The sequence below is a fragment of the Pseudogracilibacillus sp. SO30301A genome (genome assembly GCF_037072025.1).
GTDB lineage: Bacteria > Bacillota > Bacilli > Bacillales > Amphibacillaceae > Pseudogracilibacillus.
The window spans coordinates 43,380-63,544 of record NZ_JAXHDD010000014.1 but is presented as its reverse complement, the minus strand read 5'-3'; the positions used below and the strand labels follow the sequence as shown (position 1 = coordinate 63,544).

The 20,165-nt window shown below is 35.4% G+C and carries 16 protein-coding genes; 2 read left to right on the top strand and 14 right to left on the bottom strand.

Going from position 1 to position 20,165, the window contains the following annotated elements:
• Positions 1 to 308: 308 nt before the first annotated feature.
• The 13 genes from SPD89_RS09215 to SPD89_RS09155 form a co-directional block, all read right to left on the bottom strand.
• The gene (locus tag SPD89_RS09215; protein WP_336261659.1) at positions 309 to 1,757 is read right to left on the bottom strand and encodes a glycoside hydrolase family 1 protein; all 1,449 of its coding nucleotides are present in this window, start codon (positions 1,755 to 1,757) and stop codon (positions 309 to 311) included.
• Between the two features lie 55 nt (positions 1,758 to 1,812).
• The gene (locus SPD89_RS09210; protein ID WP_336261658.1) at positions 1,813 to 2,721 is read right to left on the bottom strand and encodes an ROK family protein; all 909 of its coding nucleotides are present in this window, start codon (positions 2,719 to 2,721) and stop codon (positions 1,813 to 1,815) included.
• A 196-nt stretch (positions 2,722 to 2,917) separates the two neighbouring features.
• Positions 2,918 to 6,115 carry a hypothetical protein gene (locus SPD89_RS09205; protein WP_336261657.1) on the bottom strand — a complete coding sequence of 1,066 codons (3,198 nt, stop codon included), beginning with the start codon at positions 6,113 to 6,115 and terminating at the stop codon, positions 2,918 to 2,920.
• Between the two features lie 244 nt (positions 6,116 to 6,359).
• Positions 6,360 to 7,361 carry a LacI family DNA-binding transcriptional regulator gene (locus tag SPD89_RS09200; RefSeq protein WP_336261656.1) on the bottom strand — a complete coding sequence of 334 codons (1,002 nt, stop codon included), beginning with the start codon at positions 7,359 to 7,361 and terminating at the stop codon, positions 6,360 to 6,362.
• Positions 7,362 to 7,611: 250 nt separating this feature from the next.
• On the bottom strand, positions 7,612 to 8,454 hold the full coding sequence (locus SPD89_RS09195; protein WP_336261655.1) for a carbohydrate ABC transporter permease: 843 nt from the start codon (positions 8,452 to 8,454) through the stop codon (positions 7,612 to 7,614).
• On the bottom strand, positions 8,451 to 9,398 hold the full coding sequence (locus tag SPD89_RS09190; protein WP_336261654.1) for a carbohydrate ABC transporter permease: 948 nt from the start codon (positions 9,396 to 9,398) through the stop codon (positions 8,451 to 8,453). The genes SPD89_RS09195 and SPD89_RS09190 overlap by 4 nt, the downstream gene beginning before the upstream one ends.
• A gap of 417 nt (positions 9,399 to 9,815) precedes the next feature.
• Positions 9,816 to 11,114 carry an ABC transporter substrate-binding protein gene (locus SPD89_RS09185; RefSeq protein WP_336261653.1) on the bottom strand — a complete coding sequence of 433 codons (1,299 nt, stop codon included), beginning with the start codon at positions 11,112 to 11,114 and terminating at the stop codon, positions 9,816 to 9,818.
• A 294-nt stretch (positions 11,115 to 11,408) separates the two neighbouring features.
• The gene (locus SPD89_RS09180) at positions 11,409 to 11,999 is read right to left on the bottom strand and encodes a YesL family protein (protein WP_336261652.1); all 591 of its coding nucleotides are present in this window, start codon (positions 11,997 to 11,999) and stop codon (positions 11,409 to 11,411) included.
• A gap of 569 nt (positions 12,000 to 12,568) precedes the next feature.
• A complete protein-coding gene (locus SPD89_RS09175; protein WP_336261651.1) occupies positions 12,569 to 13,741 on the bottom strand; it encodes a DUF763 domain-containing protein in 1,173 nt (390 codons plus the stop codon).
• A gap of 144 nt (positions 13,742 to 13,885) precedes the next feature.
• Positions 13,886 to 14,296 (bottom strand): MAE_28990/MAE_18760 family HEPN-like nuclease, encoded by a 411-nt coding sequence (locus tag SPD89_RS09170; RefSeq protein ID WP_336261650.1) that lies wholly within the window; start codon positions 14,294 to 14,296, stop codon positions 13,886 to 13,888.
• A complete protein-coding gene (locus SPD89_RS09165) occupies positions 14,274 to 14,912 on the bottom strand; it encodes a hypothetical protein (RefSeq protein ID WP_336261649.1) in 639 nt (212 codons plus the stop codon). Before SPD89_RS09165 ends, SPD89_RS09170 begins: the two co-directional genes overlap by 23 nt.
• Before the next feature lie 260 nt (positions 14,913 to 15,172).
• Complete coding sequence (locus SPD89_RS09160; RefSeq protein ID WP_336261648.1) at positions 15,173 to 16,126, bottom strand: DUF262 domain-containing protein; 954 nt, start codon at positions 16,124 to 16,126, stop codon at positions 15,173 to 15,175.
• Entirely contained in the window at positions 16,123 to 16,749 is a 627-nt protein-coding gene (locus tag SPD89_RS09155) for a DNA methyltransferase (RefSeq protein WP_336261692.1), read from the bottom strand. The genes SPD89_RS09160 and SPD89_RS09155 overlap by 4 nt, the downstream gene beginning before the upstream one ends.
• A 343-nt stretch (positions 16,750 to 17,092) precedes the next feature.
• Between SPD89_RS09155 and SPD89_RS09150 the strand changes: the two genes are divergently transcribed.
• Positions 17,093 to 17,947, top strand: coding sequence for a HipA domain-containing protein (locus SPD89_RS09150; RefSeq protein WP_336261647.1), 855 nt, complete (start codon positions 17,093 to 17,095; stop codon positions 17,945 to 17,947).
• Positions 17,944 to 18,699 carry an HIRAN domain-containing protein gene (locus SPD89_RS09145; protein WP_336261646.1) on the top strand — a complete coding sequence of 252 codons (756 nt, stop codon included), beginning with the start codon at positions 17,944 to 17,946 and terminating at the stop codon, positions 18,697 to 18,699. The genes SPD89_RS09150 and SPD89_RS09145 overlap by 4 nt, the downstream gene beginning before the upstream one ends.
• A 369-nt stretch (positions 18,700 to 19,068) precedes the next feature.
• On the opposite strand, the gene SPD89_RS09140 is transcribed toward SPD89_RS09145, so the two are convergent.
• Entirely contained in the window at positions 19,069 to 20,088 is a 1,020-nt protein-coding gene (locus SPD89_RS09140) for an aldehyde dehydrogenase family protein (RefSeq protein ID WP_336261645.1), read from the bottom strand.
• Positions 20,089 to 20,165: the final 77 nt, after the last annotated feature.

Genomic DNA, 20,165 nt, shown 5'->3' with positions numbered 1-20,165 from the left:
TTTTTCTGTATCATCTGTTTTACTTTAAAATATTGAAAATTGCTCGTTATCTTTAAGAAAAACCTGGCAAAACCCGATTCTTTTCTCCCTTTCCAAGACTAGAGGATATCTGAAAATTTGTATTCCTGTCCATGTACCTCTCTGTAATACTCCAAGTACATTTCTTCTCCACACTCTTTACAACTGGCCGCAATCGGAATAATCGTTTTTTGATATTTATACAGGTAACTATAATATTGTTAGAGCAATATCCAACTTTAACGAGCTTTTATTTCATTTGATGTGATACGTGTAACTTTTCCAGATATTCATTCCTTCTCTAAACCCTCTCCATTACTTTCAATAACATCTTTATACCAGTAAAAGCTTTTCTTTTTAATTCTACGTAGATCGTGCTCTCCTTCCTCATGTTGATTAACATAAACAAAACCGTACCGTTTCTGATATCCGTTCAACCAGCTTAACAGATCTGTGAATGACCATACACAATAACCAATAACTTCTACTCCATCGGTTAACGCTTCTTGAATAGCTTTAATATGGGACTGAATATAACGGATACGATAATCATCATTTATTGAACCGTCATCTTCTAGTATGTCATATTCTCCAAGACCATTTTCACTGATTAAAATTGGGAGTTTATAACGATTAGTAATCCTTCTTAGACCAATACGCAGACCTTTTGGATCGATATTCCAATCCCAATTTGTCGTGCTTAAGTTTTCATTTGTAACAGTTTTATATAAGCCTGGAATACCTGTATCCTCTGTTGTTCCCTTTTCCCCTGTAGTATTAAAGCGTCCTTCAGACGTAACTCCATCTATCGGATTTTTTTCATAAGTCGTGGTTTGATAATAGTTCACTCCCATAAAGTCAGGTTTCCCTTCTTTAAGCAGATCAAAGTCTCCTTCTTCCACTTGTGGAGCAATCCCTTTTCTTTCTAAGTAATTCCAAGTTGCTATAGGATACGTACCCCAAGCAAATACATCCATCCACCAATGACTTGTCAGTTCCTCCGCATTTTCAGCAGCAAGAACATCTTCAGGTTTCGATGTTGCGGGGTATGCTGGTGAATAAGCAAAGCTTGGACCAATTTTTCCGTTTGGAACATATTTACGAAACTCTTTGATGGCGGAAGCATTGGCTAAACTTGCATGGTGATTAACTTGATAAAATAACTTGTCATCTTTAATCCCAGGTGGATGCATCGCAGATTGATAGCCTAACCTAGTAAAAACATTTTGTTCATTTAGGGAAACCCAATATTTAACTCGGTCACCGAATGCTTTATATAATGTAATACAATAGTTTGTAAAGTCCTTTACGATTTGCCTTGACTCCCAACCACCATATTCATCCTGCAGTGTCTGTGGTAAATCCCAATGATAGATCGTTAAAATCGGCTCAATATGATGCTTTATTAATTCATTGATTAAATTATTATAAAAATCAATTCCTTGTTGATTTACTTCACCTTTTCCATTCGGAAATATACGAGTCCAAGCGACAGAAAATCGATATGTTTTAAGCCCCATTTCTGCCATTAATTTCACATCTTCTTTATAACGATGGTAATGGTCTACAGCTACATCACCTGTTGTTCCCTTAAATGTTTTACCCGGAATCCGCACAAATTCATCCCAATTTGAAACACCTTTCCCGTCAGCATTCCATGCACCTTCTACTTGATATGCAGCAGAAGCCGCTCCCCATAGAAAGCTTTTTGGAAATGGTTTAAGTTTTTCATGTAACATACTGTGTCTCTCTCCTTTAGTAATACATTTTATATCTGAAAAGTCTGTGCTGTTTCTAATATAAGCTTTTACTTTTTATATCATTTTGAGTTAAAAAATGCTTCAATGCTCCAATCATACCCGCGTCATTTTTATGTTTACACGTTTCAATAGGAACCTTGATAAACTCCCATTCTTTTTGCAGTTCTAATTTTTCTTTAATCTTTTCAGCAAATCCTTCACGGGCACTAACCCCTCCGCCGATTAAGATTTTTTCCGGATTAAGTGTGCCAGCAATATTAAAAACACCGAAGCTTATTCCTTCAATCCACTTGTCTATAAGTAAAGCAACTTCCGCATTGTTTTCCGCTTCTTGAAAAATAACTTTGCCCTCTACTACTTCGTTTTCATCTAAACCTTTATAGTCCTTATAGCTTCTTATCAAACTCGAAGTAGATCCATTATCACTCATTATCTCGCTTCCAGTTTGGCTTCGTGGCGTTAGCATATATCCAATTTCTCCAGCCCTAAACGTATGACCATGGAATATCTTGTTATTTAAAAACAGTCCTCCACCTACACCGGTCCCTATTGTTATACATACAAAATCCTTACAATTTATTGCATTTCCATTAAATTTTTCCGCCAAAGCAACGCAATTCCCATCATTTTCTATTTCTACGGTACATGAAATTTCATTCTCTAAAAGAGTTTTTAAATTTTTTCCATTCAATATCGTAATGGCGCCGGCATCTTCTGTATAACCAGTTTCTACATTGACAAAACCCGGTAAACTGATAGCTATTCCCGATATTTCATATTTTTGCAGATAACCTTTAATCGTTGCTGTCAGATCATCCAAAAACTCTTTTATCGTAGCTTTCCTTGTGTTATATTTTCCTTTTTCAATAAAGGTTCCATCCTCTAGCAAAACTGAGTGTTTAACATTTGTACCTCCAATATCAAAAGCAATATACTTATTCATAAATATCTCTTCCTTCCTAGAAGTTAGTATTCATTTCATATCAAAAGTGATTATCAATTGCTTAAGAAAGAAGAATGAATAAATGATAAACAAAGTTTCTGTAGAGCTCTCACATTTTTTATCTACTTATCGAAAACGTTACAGTTCAACTTAAATGTAATAAATATAAGTCTTCTTTTTATTTGCAATTTCCAAATCATTCTATCGATGTTTCTCTTTCTAGTTTTACACTTATTTTTGAAACAATGTTATTCCGAATATCATATGCCATAGAACCATTGATTGTAGAATCAAATATTTCATACTTCCTACCGTCCTTATAAACAACTGTATAACTTCCTGGTCTAACAGCATCTTGTCCAAAGGTATCACAACGATTTTTATTACAATATATTACTTCTATGGAACTAAAAAGTTTAAATGAAACAGTTCCATCCTCCTTAAAAATCCAGCCTGGTAGGGTAGGCTGCAGCTGAAAATGGAGTAAATCATTCTGCCTATCATACGCAAAAGGTTGTTTACCAATGAACATAGTCACCCACATATTTAAAAACTCAACAGTCGAGCCACTCAATCGCGCAACAAATCCTTTTCCATGAATTGATGCATCTGGGTTCGCGCTACTAGCGATAAATGATGAATTCTCTAAAATACTTCTACCATATATTGAAGGATCCATAAAAGGTACGAAGCAAGTTTTCATATCTTCAAAGAATTGCTCTGCTAAGCCTTTATTTAATACCTCCAACAAATATTTATATTCCATATGCATAAATATAGATTCATTTTCGAGCCAACCCGGTGTGAAAAATTTAGCTCTGCCAAGTTCAATTGGTTCATCAGCAATAGACATACTAGTTTTATACATACCTAATTTTTTGTCAAAAATATCTGATTGGCGAACAGCTTCATATATCCTTTTAGCTTCCTCTACTGAATTACTTAGCTTTAGCTTTTTAACTATCCCTTCTAAAAATGGAGTCACTGCATGTGGTTTACATTCATTAACTTTAAAAGGACTCTTGCTATCTACTTCTGCTTCAAAATAAAAATATGTCGGTATAAGCCCTTGTTTTGTGTACCTTTCAACTTTTTTTAATGCATGATCTACTTGCTGAAGAAAAACATCTACTATCTTCATTGCCTCTTTTATCGGTAACTCCATGCTTTTCCCACTAATACCATTTTTTATCGAAGAACGATATGCTTCTCTTAAAGCTGTTACTTCATTCCAGTATTTTACTTCCTCTTCCATCGTACTTTTATCAGATTGACAAATGAGCATTTCCAAACCATTTATTAATTCACGTGCTTCTTCAGGAAGAATTACTTTTTCTACTGAAACATCAGAAATACGTTGCAGCTGTAATAAAAGCCTTTTCAATTCATACAACTCCGATGTGCTAGCACCAAGCATCCCGGGTAATCCATTTAAAGCATCATTCCATCCCGGCTTTCCGGCCTCCATTTCAATTCCTAATCCAAACGGCGCAATTGTAGAAGTCTTTATTGCGACAAGTAAAAATAGTTTAGAGAATAGGTTTGTTTCATAAATATTTCCCTTGCCGTAAAGACCTCTAACCCATTGCTGTTTCATCACTTCTTGTTTCTTCTGTTTCTCGTGATCAACCTGAACAGCATTGTACTGACGAAGCTTACTTTCTGTTAATGTATACTTTTTTGTTCTTGGATTGACAAAAGCTGGACTATCATAAAATCGATACGGAGTATTAAAAAATAAGCTCTTAGTTTTATCTGGATAGATTTTTAAAAAACTGTCTAATAAATCCAAATTATATGTCCAATGATCAACCCAAAAACCTTCTCCATGCTCTGCTTCTAAAGATTCTTCACTTTCAGAAAGTATATCGGTTAAAAAGCATTCAAATGAGACGGAGAGGGGAATAGACTGATCGCTTACAAACTTCAAAACATCCCCAGGAGCATAGGGGGCGCAAAATAACTCTATTAATTTCTTGCAGTTCTGCTTTGATATTCCATATTTAGAGAAATCAATTTTACTTGAATCTAAGCTATATCGGATTTCTTTAACCAAAAGGGGATTATGGCCATCAAGTTGAATTAAGTTAATAAAATGCTTAATATTATAATCTTTTATTTTGGGATTAAACAGGACATCAAGACGACGATTTTGATTTATATCACGATAATTTCCATTACCTTGAGAATAAAATGTTGGACTGATTGAGAAAAAATTGTAATCTCGCTCTAAATCTCCATGCTTTCGGGAATAGAGATAAAATATATTTTGACTTTCTTTATTTTCAAAAAGTACTGGAAATCCACCACGTAATCCGTTATCTAAATAGTTTTGCTTAACATAAGCATCAAATAAGGGTTCGGCGGTTTTCGTTTCCACAACACGAGTCAGTTTTTTACTGATATTTTTGGCAATACTTTTATATTTAACTATCTTTTCATATTGAAAATCTTCATCTATAAATTTTTTTACTGTTTCCCGATTTTCTCCATAACCAATTAGAGATACAATACGAAGTGTATCCCCAGGCACTATTTTATTGTTTAAGGTTGTAAAGCCACCTGACACTTTATTCGTGGGCACTTGTTTTTCCTCTCTAATTGAAGAAATAGATTGCGTATGAAAAGCTGCAGGGTTCTGAAGCGTAAGATCATTTCCAAAAATTAGCGCACGATCGTACAGTGGCTTGACTATTTCTTCTTTCTCATTTATAACAGTTAAACTAGCATAAAAGTTTCCTTCCTGTATTTCTGAAACGCTAGCACTATCCTCCGTGCTTCCACGTAAATGATAAAAATTAAACTGATTATCTACTGTTTCCACATCAAACCAGCTTTTTAAAGTATTTCCTAATTCCTTATAAGCAGCATGAGGTAGACCACTAGGCAAAATAGTTGCTAAACCATCAACTATTTCAATATCCAGTGCCTCATTATGAATATTTTTTAATTGCACTTCCCTTACAAGACCCGCCAAAGGAGCTTGAGGAAGGGTAAAATATTCCACAGTCAACGTCAACCCACGCTTTTCGTTATAATAATCAAGTTCTAAATGATTTTCTGCTATTGTTAATTTTTCACTTACTGTTTCATTATCACGAATAAATGAAAATGGTTCGAAAACAAAATGACCATCCTTTGTACGCACTTTTATAAAAGTACGAAAGCCTTGAAGTGGAACCATTTGATACGATTTATCTGCCGGAAAAAATTCTGTAATGGAAGCATCTTTATCTCGTATACCAAAGCCCGCCATTGCTTGTCCGCGGTTAACATAAAATGCCCAAAGCGGAATTCCATTTTCTCCAGCAATCCCTGGCAGAAAACTTGAAAAGGGGTGAAATCGCTGAAAGTCTTCCATGATAAATTCATTTTTGTCTGTTACTTTACACATTAGAATGCCACCCTTTTAGTGCGTGTTCAAAAAGGAGGATAAAAAGGACCAAGAAGTTCGAGGCGGCGCAGTTTCGAGCAGCGGAATGTATGCATTTAGATACATGAGCGGCGGAGAAACAAGCATTCGTGCGAAATTCGCAGTGTCATTTTTACCGGACTTTTTGAACATCCTCTTTTATACATTCATTTATTGTATTTGCCCTACATTATTAATTTTGGCTTTTACACTTGTTACTGCGATATCAGGATTCTCTTATAATTAACTTTGAGTCAATCAAAACTGGCTCTATTTGCTTTTTGCCAGATATTAAGTCATTCAATACATTTGCAGCTAATTTACCTAATCTATCTTTATATTGCTTTACGGTGGAAAGCTTTGGGCTACTATATCGACATGCGTTTATATCATCACAACCAATAATTCGAATATCTTGAGGCACGCGAAGCCCTTCTTCCTCTATTGCTCTTAACGCACCAAAGGCCATTAAATCAGCAATTGCAAAAACAGCTTTAGGATATGGCTTTTTATTTAAAAGCTTTTTCATTGCGATATAGCCACTCTCTTCATAAAAATCACCATATTGCATCCAATCCTTATTGATTTCCATCCCTAACTGTTTCATCGCATTCACAAAACCTATTTTTCTATTCCGAGCAACAGCAGAGTCCCTCATGCCACCGATGTATGCAATTTCTCTTATTCCATCCAAATATAACTGTTGAACAACTTTGGTAGATAAATTTACATTATCTGTCATTACATAGCTGACTTTCGGACCCGTTAATTCAATATCAATTCCAACACATGGAATTCCACTTTTAACTAGTTCCTGTACACCTTCTTCTATATCATCACCTGCAATAATGACACAGCCTTCCACATGATAATAATTACATCTAGCTAAGTAACTACCATCACCATGTTCAAAGTTTTCATTTGAAAACATGATAATATCATAGCCCATTGCTCCAATTGTCTTTTTAAAGGAAGTAATAACTTCATTAAAAAATGGATGGGTGAAATCTACATTTATCTCACCTGCATAGATTAAACCAATTAGCTTGGACTTTTTGGTAGTTAGTGTTCTAGCCGTATATGTGGGCTGATATTTATTTTCTTTGATCACATCCATTACAGCCTTTCTCGTTTCTTCACTAACACCACTATAATTATTCATTACTTTTGAAACAGTTGATGGTGAAACACCGGCTAATTCAGCAATATTTTTAATTGTTATTTTCATTTCATCCCCTCAATACCAAGAAAAATTATAGTGTATGTTCAAAAGGTGGATAAAAAAAGACCTAGGTCGGCTAACGTCGAAACGTCCTGTTCGGGCGCCGACACTAGCACAACCTGTTCGTCGAAATTCAAGGCGGCGAAGCTTAGAGCACCGGAATGTACGTCAGTGGGTACATGAGGAGCGGAAAAGCAAGCCAACGCAGAAGTTCGCAGTGCCATTTTTACCGGACTTTTTGAACATCCACTCATAGTTATGATTTAACAGCTCCATCCGTAATACTTGCTATAAATAGCTTGTTGAACAAAAGGAATATAATAACCAATGGAATAGTTGCCCAAAATACACCCGACAAGAGCATACCATAGTCCACTTTAAATGTATTATTCAGTGAAGCCAAAGCCACCTGTATCGTATACATTTCTGGATCTCGTAATACTGTAAACTGCCATAAAAATTCTCCCCAAACCGAGGTAAATACAATAATGCCTAATGTTGCAAAAGCAGGGAGAATAATCGGAAGCACAATTTTCCGATAAATTTTTAAATTGGAGGCTCCATCTAATTTCGCAGCTTCAATTAATTCATCTGAAATCGATTCACTTATATATTGTCTCATTAAAAATATTCCTAATGGATTTAAAAACGATAAAATCATAACTCCTTGCAGCGTATCTAATAATCCAGCCTTCGCAATAATCAAATATTGCGGAATTAATCCTAACTGAGGTGGTATAATCATTGTTAATAAAATTGCAATGAAAAGTCCATTTTTCCCTGGAAATTTAAACTTTGCAAATGCAAAGCCAGCTAAGGAACTTATAAATAACACGACTATCGTTACGACGGTACAAAGAATGAAAGAATTCCACATCGCACCAAAGAAGTCGATTTGCTGTAATACCTTTTGAAAGTTCTCAACTAACATATTACCAGGTGTTATCGTAGGAGGTATTGAATTATATGCTGAGCTTGGGCGTGTCGCCATAACAAACATCCAGTAAAAAGGAAACAGGGATAAAAGAGATGCAAGGGATAAAAATGCGTACATCAACACCTTGCCTAATGTAAACCTTTTTATATCAATTTGTTTCATTTACTTACACCCCTTTTTCTCTTCCTGCCAATTCCGGAAGTTACATATAAATTTATTGCTGCTAATACGGCAATAAAGATAACTAAAATAATAGCTGTTGCTGAAGCAGTACCAAATGACTGTAGTCTGAAAGCATCACGATATAAATACATTACAATCGTCATAGCCTCATCTCTAGTAAATGCACTCTGACCTAAAAATACCGTGGGCTCTGAAAATAACTGTAATGCCCCTACTGTAGAAAAGAAAACAGTTAATAGAATAAATGGTTTTAAAAGCGGCATTGTAATATATCTTAACTGCTGAAATTTACTCGCTCCATCTATCGTTGCAGCTTCATATAATTCACTAGAAATACTCTGCAGCCCTGCAAGATAGATGATGGTATTATATCCGACCCATCTCCAAAAGACCATAAGAGAGATCGCTATTTTAGTACCCCATTCCGAAGTGGCCCAATTTACTGGATCCAATCCAAATAGACCTATTATATAATTCGCCATGGAAGAATCTTGATTACTGAAGATAACACTGAATACTAATGCAACTGCGACCATTGATGTGATATAGGGCATAAAAATTGTAACTCTATAAAATTGTTTAAAACGCAATAATGCTTGATTTAATAGAAACGCTAAAATTATTCCAACAACTAATTGAGGTGCCGTTCCTAATAGTCCCATAATAATTGTATTGTATACAGACTTCCAAAAAAGCGAGTCTGTCAAGATAATTCTAAAATTATCAAATCCCGCGAATTCCATTGGTGAAAAACCATTCCAATTTTGAAATGCCAAATAAAAACTAAATAACGTTGGAAACAAACCAACTAAAATAAAAATAATAAAAAACGGTGAGACGTATAGATATCCTGATATCATATCCTTTTTCTCTTCAGATAAATATCTTTTATTACTTTTTTGTTTCTTTTTTAGCGATCCCATTCTTCCACCTCGTTTCTATAAACAATTGGATATGGCACTTCTAGAAAGCACCATATCCTCAGTAATTAAGAAAAGCGCAAGCGCCCGTTTAGCAACGTACAAACTGGAGTGCTTCGCAACGGAGATAAAGGAAACACGGTAACGTCAGTGAACCGAAGTTAACTTTCACCGCAAGGGTATAAGTGGACTAAGCCTCACTTCGTTCGGCAAGTCTTCTTTATCCTAGTGGAGCAACTCGAAGTTTTGGGACTGCGCTAAAGCTCGCCCCACCAAAAAGATATGCTATGGCTTTAGCACTGGAGCTAGACAGGACTGATTATGTTATTAAGCAGTTTCAAAAGAAACCTTTTTCATGATAGATGGTGGAGGCATGCCCCTAGCCGCCATGCTGGTTTTTTCTCTGAACAAAATCCTACTTTATCGACTTACTAGGTCCTCAGCGCGTTGTATAGCTTCATCCCATTCTTTATCTGGATCAGCACCTTCTTGAACGTTTGTAAGCGCAGTGAGAATTTCATTGTTTACGGATACATATTTCTCGCCCTTATAGACAGCTTCTGTAATATCATTTGCTGCTTCACCAAACACAACAGAAGTTACCTGTCCACCGAAGAATTCATCTTCATTTGTTTTAAACTCATCCATTTCATATACTTCTGGAGCAGAAGGGAATAACCCATGACTCTTGAAAGATTCTAGTTGATTTTCAGGAGATGTTAGCCATTCAATAAATTTATATGCTTCTTCAGGATGATCTGTTTCTGCTGGAACTGTTAGGAATGAACCGCCCCAGTTTGCGGAAAATTCTGATGGTAAAGTGGCAACCCGGAACAATCCTGATGCATCAGGAGCATTTCCTTCCATCCAGCCTTTTAGCCAACCTGGTCCTAGCTCTACTGCAAAATCTCCATTATTTACTGCGTTCGCCCACTCTGGGGTCCACATTTCGTAATTTCCAACCAAGCCTTCTGCATTTAATTCTACAGCAAAATCATACGCTTTTTTCACAAGGCTTCCTTCTTTATCGGCTATTAATTCACCTTCAGGATTTAGATGGGTTTCTGGCGCTGCATCTAGATAGGCTCTGTACGCCATCTCCATACTGTCTACAAATGGCTTCCCAGTTTTCTCTTTAACCGCTATCGCAGCATCTTTTAACGCTTCAGGAGAATCTATTAAAGTGGAAACTTCGTCCGGATCAGTTGGTAATCCCGCTTCTTCAAACACATCTGTACGATAATATAATGCTTTTGGTCCGATGTCAGTCGGGAGTCCAAACATAAAATCTCCTTCTACACTTTGTCCAGTATTCCAAGCCCAATCCTGATAACGATCTTGAATATCTTCAGCACCATACTCAAATAAATTAACAAAACGGTCTTGAGCTTGTTTAAAACGATCTAACTGATCAACTTCAATCATAGCAATATCTGGCGCTCCAGTTCCTGCAGACATTGCAGTAAACAAAGAATCATGATGATCGGCATTCTCAGAGGTTTTAAATTTAACCTTCACATTCGGATGTTCTTTTTCATACTCTTTTATTAGTTCTTCATACCCGGTCGCACCAAATGTCCAAAAGTTTAATGTAATATCTTTACCTGAACTTTTATCACCTTTACTTGATTCATCCTTATCCCCATTACTGCAGGCAACCAAGAAAAATGCTAAGAACAGAACTAGTGATAAAGTAAATAATCGTTTCGTACTTTTCATCATTAAACCCCCATATTTATTTTTGAGTGACTAACAAATAACTTCCAAAAACTATTTATAATCGGATTACTCTCCCTGCACCTCCTTCAGGAAATAAATTAATAAGTAAGATCTAGCAGGAAAACAAACACCTTTTTGGAAACCGGTTTCCAAAATCGTTTTAAGAAAGCGATTTCAATTAAAGTATAAGAGACTTATAACAAAAAATCAACCATTATTTTGGGTGGATGGTGGCATTTCCATGAAATCGGTTTCTATAATATAAGACCTAAAGTGTATAAATACTTAATTTATCTAATTCAATTTATTAAATATCTTTATACTAACCATCATTTGAAAAAACGCTAATGGTGTTAAGCCAAAAAAGAGAAGAAGAGCAGGCAATCTAAATATAATCAAAAGAAGGATCCCAATAAAAATGATTTGTAACACCAGACCTAATATAGAAGAAAATCCTGTTTTTAACATGACAAGAAATAAATCATGATTAGATAACTTATAGTGAACGATGGTCGGGAACAAATATACCCAGATAATAAACAAAATAATGGACATAAATACTAGGATAGCATACATAATTAGGCGGATATTTTCGGGATAATAAGACATATATATAAAATTTGTAATAACTACAAGAGTAATCAATAAAACGCTCCATCCAAAAATATTAGCAACCCTAAAATTTTCATCATAATATTGTTTGAACAATTTGGTAAGCATCTCTGTTCTTCCTTTTAGCAGCCAATGCCGAATAACAGCAAAGATAGCTGCTATAGAAGGAAATAATCCAGCAATGACGAACCCCTTTAAGGTATATATAATCCACTGAAAATGTAAGTGAAACAATTCAAAAATCAAATCGGTAATTTTAGCAGTTTTAGACATAGAATTCTACTCCTATCTATATAGGAAAAATAAAATAATTTTACATCAAATAATAGGTTTTAAAAGTATTGAATATGCAATTTAAATGAAGTTTTAGAGGATTTTAAAATAGTATTGTTCATATAAAGAAAACGGTTTCTGTATTTTAAGTATATGTTTTTTTACAGTGTCTAGTCAATAAACAGCGAATCATAGTTTTTTGCTTTTATGCTTTAATTGTAGCACTAATTACTTCCATTCCTTAAACTTCCCAGCTGGCGATAGTGATAGATACAAGTTTTTCTTCTACCGCTGGAAATAATTTTTTAAACATCAAAGCTTATGCGGAAGCATTAAAAGCAACGATACAAATACATCCTAAGGCAAAAACCAACCACTGATAAGTGAGTTCACCCAGAACTTTTAATTGAATAATGAAAGAAAAAAACATAAAGATCTTTTTGTTCCACTATATACAACGTATAAAAGAAGTAATCATCCAGACTAGTGTGATTACTTCTTTTTTAAATTTTTAACCATCACTTTCATTTGTCTTTGGTTGAAAATATTACTTGAATGAAATTGTACATTTAATTGGTTACGAGTTTTTCTTGTTGTTTTGCAAGTCTCCTGAGGGATTCTAATTTATCCTTTTCCCCCATTTTTCCCTTTTCAATCACTGTTTGCAATACAGACAGGGAGTGATCCACATCCTCACGGGAGACTGGAAACGGAAAATTATCCTTCCCGCCATGTGCGAAGGCATACCGAACTGGGTCATGAAACGTCGGTTGAGCACCGTGTGTCACTTCTGCAACCATAGCTAATGCGCGCAATGTGCTTGGCCCGACCCCTTTTCGCTCCAATAACTGTCGATATGTTTCCGGCGGATGGTCATACATTTTATATAACATTTTATCCAAATAACGTGGAGATGGAATTGGATGCTCAGGAGGCATCGTAATAATCGAACCGGCTTGTTCGTGCGTTAAACGACCATCATCCGGATCTTCAAAGAGACTTAATTGCTCAGGCACCTGTTTTGTTTTTCCATTATGTTCCACAATTGCATTATATACTTTTTTAATTTCTTCCGGCTTTTCTTGGCAAATTTCCACCGAAGCAAGCCTAGTCGCCTCATTTTTTCCTGCAACTAAATTAAGTACGTGTTTTTCCTTCGTTCCACACACTGCTTTATGCGGATCTCTTGTGAAATCAGTGAGGTCTTCATTTAACCAGTGATATCGGCGAGCATACCGATTTTTACTGTTCATTCCTTGTTGGATGACGGTCCAATTTCCATCCCGATCAAACACAAGGAAATGATGGTATAGCTGGTATCCATCCTGCACCGCTGCGGAATCTACTTTTGCCACTGTTCGGCTCGTTTGCTGTAAAGCGAATAAATCATTGGATAAACCATATTTATCTCCTGTTTCGATAATTTCAGTTGGGGTTTTCCTTGATGCTTTCCCTTTTCCCCCAACAAGAAATAAACCTAATTCCCCTTGAGCATCTCTAAGCCCTTCCTTAAGAGCCCCACATACGACCGTTGTTAATCCCGATGAATGCCAATCAAACCCTAATACACTACCAAATGACTGAAACCAAACAGGATCTGACAGCCTTCTCAATACTTCTGTTGTACCATATTCCATTACAATTACTTCAATAATCGTTGCACCAAGATCCCGCATTTTTTTAAATAACCACGGCGGACAAAATCCACCGTGCAGTGGCACATTCGCTACACCCGTTTTCATGTTGTTTCACCTCGCTGCTTATATTTTACCATGCTGGGTAAATTAGTATTGCATATATAAATTATATTTATATATTTACTAGCATTTATTGGGACGGAGGTTTGATTCTGTATTAATAATTTCATCAGAAATAAAAGCAGGTTCTTACCAAAATTGGTTTAGATTTTCAACAAAATATATTTGTCTGGAAAACTTTTCAATCGCCTTTTCTTCAGGAGGATCATTTTTAAATATTTTTCTATATTCTTTTGTTTTTAAATGAGGATTTTCGTAAGCTTTAAATACATCCGCGAAAGAATTAGCAGCAAGATTATTATTCAATTGTTTTCTTTTTAATGCTTCCTCATTGATTGCTTTTATATAAATTTGAAAAGCGGTTGAACAAAACCCTTCAAAGTGTGAGTATAACATTACAATAAGAGCTTTTCTGAACCGCTTTTGATCATCTTCCAAAACATATCCCAATTGATTATGCAACAACCGAATTTCATCACGTCTCCACGTTAATTCTTCTTCAAGTTGTGCCCGAATATCAAGAAGCTTTTCCTCGTTCACGTATCCACACACCTACTTTGTTTTCAACATACTCAATTCTATTTCTTAAGAAATTTGCAGTATTTTTTCCACCACCACCGGTAACCTTTATAAATTCGTCCTCACTTTTTATATCTTTTAATAATTGTCCTAATTCTTCCATCATTGGTTGATCTTCAGGTTTCAGTAAATCTAAGTATTTTTGAATTCCCATTGTAAATGCATCAAAATGGTTTGGCGATAATGAAATGATAAAATTTTTATTTTTTTTATTCACTCTTGCAAAAACATTTTCTCCAAGCGCTTTATTTAAAACAGCAAATGTCTTTTTAAAAATTTTTTCTTCCTCTTGATAATCAAATATTTCGTTATTATCTTTATCTAGTTGACTATCAGCAACCTTTTCCATATAATCTGTCAAGAATGGTGCGATGTTTTTTCGATACTCTTCTCTATTATTTTTAAATGCGAAGAATTTAAGGACGTACTCCTGATCAATCTTCTGATCATATTGCTCTCTAGATAGATTGGCAATACATATTTTAAAGTCCTCACTTTTACTTAATTGAATAATAAAATCATTAAAAGTATTATCTAATAATCGAATTGTACTGTTTCTTATTTCTTGCTCACTCAACTCTTCTCCACCAGTGTTTAGGCGCTTAAACATATAATATCTTAGTTTCTGATCACTACCTCTTCGAATTACCTCTACTCTTATAAAATTTCGTTTTAGCCAAATTTGTAATGCTTTTGGTAATGTATTGTATGAATACCCATTTAACTCTTGAACAATATCACAACCAGTTAATAGTAAAAATGATTGCTCTTCATCAATATTCTTTTTTAAAGCACCTCAAAATGTAAGTACGACGACAACCTTTGCAATCCATCAATTTATTCATAAATCCCATCTTTTACTTCTATAACAAAGATAGGTGGAATGGGCATTTCAAGAATCAATGACTCAATAAATCGAGACTGCTTCTCTTCTGACCACCGAAAAAGCCTTTGATACTCAGGGCTTATTTCTAATTCATCATCTTCATACATATCAAGTAATTCATTAAAAGATAAGTCTAATGTACGAGTCTTAACTAAATCAATTTTTGAATCCACAATTTGAATTAGTTCAGCTGGCGATACTTTTGATTCCTTAGTCATATCATTTAACTCCTTTTGAAAGAATAAAACTGTTTCTTTATCTTTCGTTATATTTCTATACTTTTTACTATTCGTATTTATCCAGGACATACTTTGTTTAGAGGTATAACTAAGCTGTTTAGTATGTTTCCAATTTAGTGAAGTAGCCATTTCAGAGACAATCTCAGCTAAGTTTATGTTTATATGAATATCTTTATAATAAGAATCTTGAACTACAATAACACATTTTCCATTACTTGTTAAAACTCTATCAATTTCAATTAAAGATTTATATAAGCCATCAAAATATTGTAAATATGTACGTAGATAATAAGTATCAGATGCTTTAGATTCGTGCCTCTTGATTCGATTTATAGTGGTTAAACATAAATTTCTCCAATCAACATTAATTTCAGGTTCAGTAGGATGTGTAAGAGGAGAACCAATTAATGTTCTACGTAACGTTGCTAAATCATCATCATTTATACCTAAGAGCGCTAACTCTAAACTAGTTAAAACAGCATAATCGATTCGTGTACAATATGGGGGGGAGGTAATGACAGCATCAACAGACTCGTCTTCTACTATCAGATTTGTTGAGTTAGAAAGTCCTAAAGAAATACTACCTGTTTCTACATTCAAGTCATTAACTTTATTCGAAAGTAAAGCCAACAACTCATTTACTTGATCATTAAAACACGAAATCACTGACTCTTTACTAAAAAAGCACGATCATTTTCTTGTCTTGGCTTCTTTATCCATGTAGGATTCGAAGACCGAAATGAAGAAGAGAACTCTTTCAAAACACGGAACAAAGCAACATAGAAAAATGCTGTTTCTGAAGTAATCTTTACAAGTTTTTCTAGATGGTGAAACAAACGTACATTCTCAGTGAAATCCAATGAAATAGACTGGATACAATACTCTATAACGCGTATAACCTCAACTGTTTCTGGCACAAACCAATCTGTTAACGGATCATTATTTAAACTTAACTTAGACGGTTGATCTAAAGCTTGTAATTTCTCTTCGAAATCTCTTTGCATTTCCTTCAACACCTCGTATTGAGATACTGATACATTTCGTGCTTTAGCAATAATAATCATTACTGGATTTAAATCATACCCTTTAGCATGATAACCTAAATCTTTTGCGGCTTCAGTAGTTGTCCCACTACCATTCCATGGATCCAAAATAACTGAATCTTTAGAAAGGCCCCAATATTGCAGAATATCTTTAACGAATTCAGTAGAATACCCTGGATAAAAATGATAAAAGCCTCTTTTCCTTGAGCTTCTCTTACATTTATTTTTGGAGTGTTCGGGATAAATTTTACATCTGTATTTATCATTCCAGTCATTCCTTATCTTAATTTGCTATTTGTAGCAAAAAATTCCCTCAATTCACTTACTCTTATAAGTAAAACCAAATTTGTTTCAGCCCTTAACCAACCGTTGTCTTTATCCCCCATTATATCAGTATTATCTCATCTTTGTGAAATGTTAATGATAAATGTAACATCCATCCCATGACTTTAAAACTAAAATTTTTGACTGTGAATAGTAACCCTGTAAATACTTGACAGACTCCTACTCGGTTTTTCTGGGTGACAATCAGACAAATAATCTATATACTAATAGATAGTAAAGATTTTGGTTGAAGGAGCGATGATAAATGATAGATACCTCGCTCTGGAATCGAGACATCAAAAGCCATGCATCAGGGACCCGAACAAAGTTTTGGTTGTTTGAACCCGGAGCGGATCCTGAACATGCAACAAGGTATCTTTTCAAAATTCCCACAGAAGGAACAGGGGGACATTGGGCAGAGTATGTGGCAAGTAAAGTTGGTGCGCATTTGGGATTTCATACAGCTGAGGTGGAATTAGCTATACATGAAGATGCGGTTGGCACAATCTCAAAGAACTTTCGCGCCAGAACGGAAGAATTGTATGAAGGTGGAGACTTGTTTTTAGCACAGTTTGAGGATTTTAACAGACACTCGCTAGCTTACTATGAGTTACCACACATCTTGGATATACTTTCTGCGTATAATTTAGAGAAGGATTTTGTGGTCATACCGGTGTTTGACGCATTGATTGCCAATAATGATCGGCATTGTGATAATTGGGGCGTTTTAAGTGGACCTAGTGGAATGCGATTAGCGCCTATTTATGACAATGGTTCTTCCCTTGGTTTTAACGAGCTTACTGAAAGAAAGGAAAAGATGCTGACGGATGATCGTATGCTTGCAGGCTTTTGTAATCGAGGAAAGCCAAGTATTGGATTGCCTGATAGAAAACGACCTAGGCATTTTGAGTTATTATCCTTTCTTCACAGCTGTTTACCTAAGGAACTTGAAAAGATCATAATGGGGTTAAATAATTTGAATGAGGAAATGATAGTAACGATTGTTCGTGATATATCAATCGACCTAATGAGTGATTTAGATAAAGAATGGATTGTCCGCCTTTTAATGTATCGGAAGGAATGGATTTTAAATTGGTATGAAGGGAGCGTGAAAGTATGAGAAAGAGACCGTTTGAACTTTGGCTGATTTGGCAAAATGTTGAGACTCGCCAACGTTACCATGTTGGTAGGTTGTTTCATGAAGATGGTATTTATACCTTTTCTTACGCAAAAGAGGGGTATAGAAGAAAATTAGCAGAAGCTATGGACAATGGCTATCGACCTCATTTGGCTTTCCTAGATACGAATAAGACTTATACTTCCACTACATTATTTGGACCGTTTGCACGGCGGTTACCAGACTCTCGGAGACCGGATTATCAATTAGTGCTTCAGGAATTAGGACTTTCATCGGAGTGTACAGAAATGGATGTCTTGCGAGCTACGGGCGGCATTTTAGCAACAGATGCCTATGAGTTCGTTTCCCCAATCATCGTTGAAAATAGCTACTTTGCTTTGGACTTTTTTGTTGCAGGTTGGCGTTATTATAACGGGGATCAGGTGATTGATCAGCTCCAAGTAGGAGACATTGTAGAATTTTCTTTAGATCCAGAAAATCCGCATGATCATAAAGCAGTTGTAGTGATGTCGGTGAATGGAGAGAAGTTAGGCTTCATCCCTGCATTTTACAGTGGTTGGATGTTTGAAATTATTGAGAAGAAATGCAACTACCAAGCAAGGGTGGAGTCTATTCACCCACAAGCGGTTCCGCATCGTAAAGTTAGCATTTCAATCGGCGGTGAAGTAAATCAATATGTCAACATTGAGGAAGTACTAAATGATAAAGAAGAATTACGAGTGGTGATGTGTTAAGGGATTTGCTTCAAAGATATCAGTATCCGTGTCGAATATCGAGGTCGGTACCCCATAGTACTGACCCCTAAAGTTAGACTAAATTTTAAGGAGATAATTGGCTGGTTTGTTTTCGGTATTCAACCGGACTCATACCAGTCAATTTTGCTTTTAATCTCTTATCCTAAATCCGTGACAAATGTGCCGATTAACTAGAAACAAGCTTAATTTTAATTTTTTCTTCAGTGAGATGTTTTGATATCACATCAAGGATACTTGCTTAATCTTAATAATGAAACATCCACCTATTTAAGGCATGCCAAATAAGCCTGCACTTTTACTGGTAATGGGTATTTTAGGCTGTTTTATCAAATAATTGAAGCTATTTTATTAAGTAGTTGAGGAAAATGTGCTGTATAGCCTTCTGAATGTTGGCAGCCACGGGTTTGTCTTCGTTATTTTCAAGACCCATCTACCAGCATGAAAAATCATTTTTGATGCCATAGTAATCATAGACTTGATTACTGTTCGAATACGGCGTCTTTGAACTTTCTTACGTAATGGCTGGTCATCTGCCTGCAGGCTTTCCTGTCCAATGATTCGTAACAAGTTGTAAGCAACCAATCCTAAGTGCAAAACCAAATCATTGGTCGCAAACTTTCCGGAAGGCAGGCGTTCCAAGTCCAGTTCTGTTTTGATTTCACTATGGAATTGTTCCATTGTACCATGATCGTGAAATAGTGAAATAACTTCATCGGCACGGATGTCTAGTGAAGTCCAATATGTATCAAATGTAATTTCAGGAATAAGAAGAGCCTGTCCATCTGCGTCTATCGTTCGCTCGATTACTTCAAAAACAAGGTAAGCAGTCTTTTTAGCCGCAGGGAGCTCTGCATATTCAAATGCTTTTGCTACGACAACACCTGACACTAACCCAACTTCAATCCCTTGCTTATGCACAACAGCATTTCCAAGTGCAATCCCCGGGATAATATTTCGTAGAGATAAGTTGAGCGGGAAGTTAAACGGCGCAATAGAAGAAATTACTCCTAAAGGCTTATGATAAATTTTGTTAACCTTTCCTTCAGGATCTCCCGGAACTTCTGTTACCTCGTCAAGTCTTTCAGCATAATTTAATGCTTCTTCAATTACTTCCATTGCAAGCATAAATTCAACATTAGCTTTTATTACTGTTCCACCTGTTTCACGACTAATTAGTTTAACAATTTCTTCTTTATTTTCATTGAAATATTCAATTACTTTTTTAATAACATTTAATCGTTCTTCTGCTGTGGAATTACCCCATTCTTTTTGAGCTTCATTAGCAACTTCAAAAGCCTCTTTTGTTTGTGCTCTTGAAGTAATTTTGATTTCCGTAATTAATGAATCATCATGGGTTTCTATTTTCATGAACGACCGCTATCTCCTTCAACCCATTTTCCGTTAATATAACATTTGTTTGTTTTTTCAAACTGTTGCATGATCCC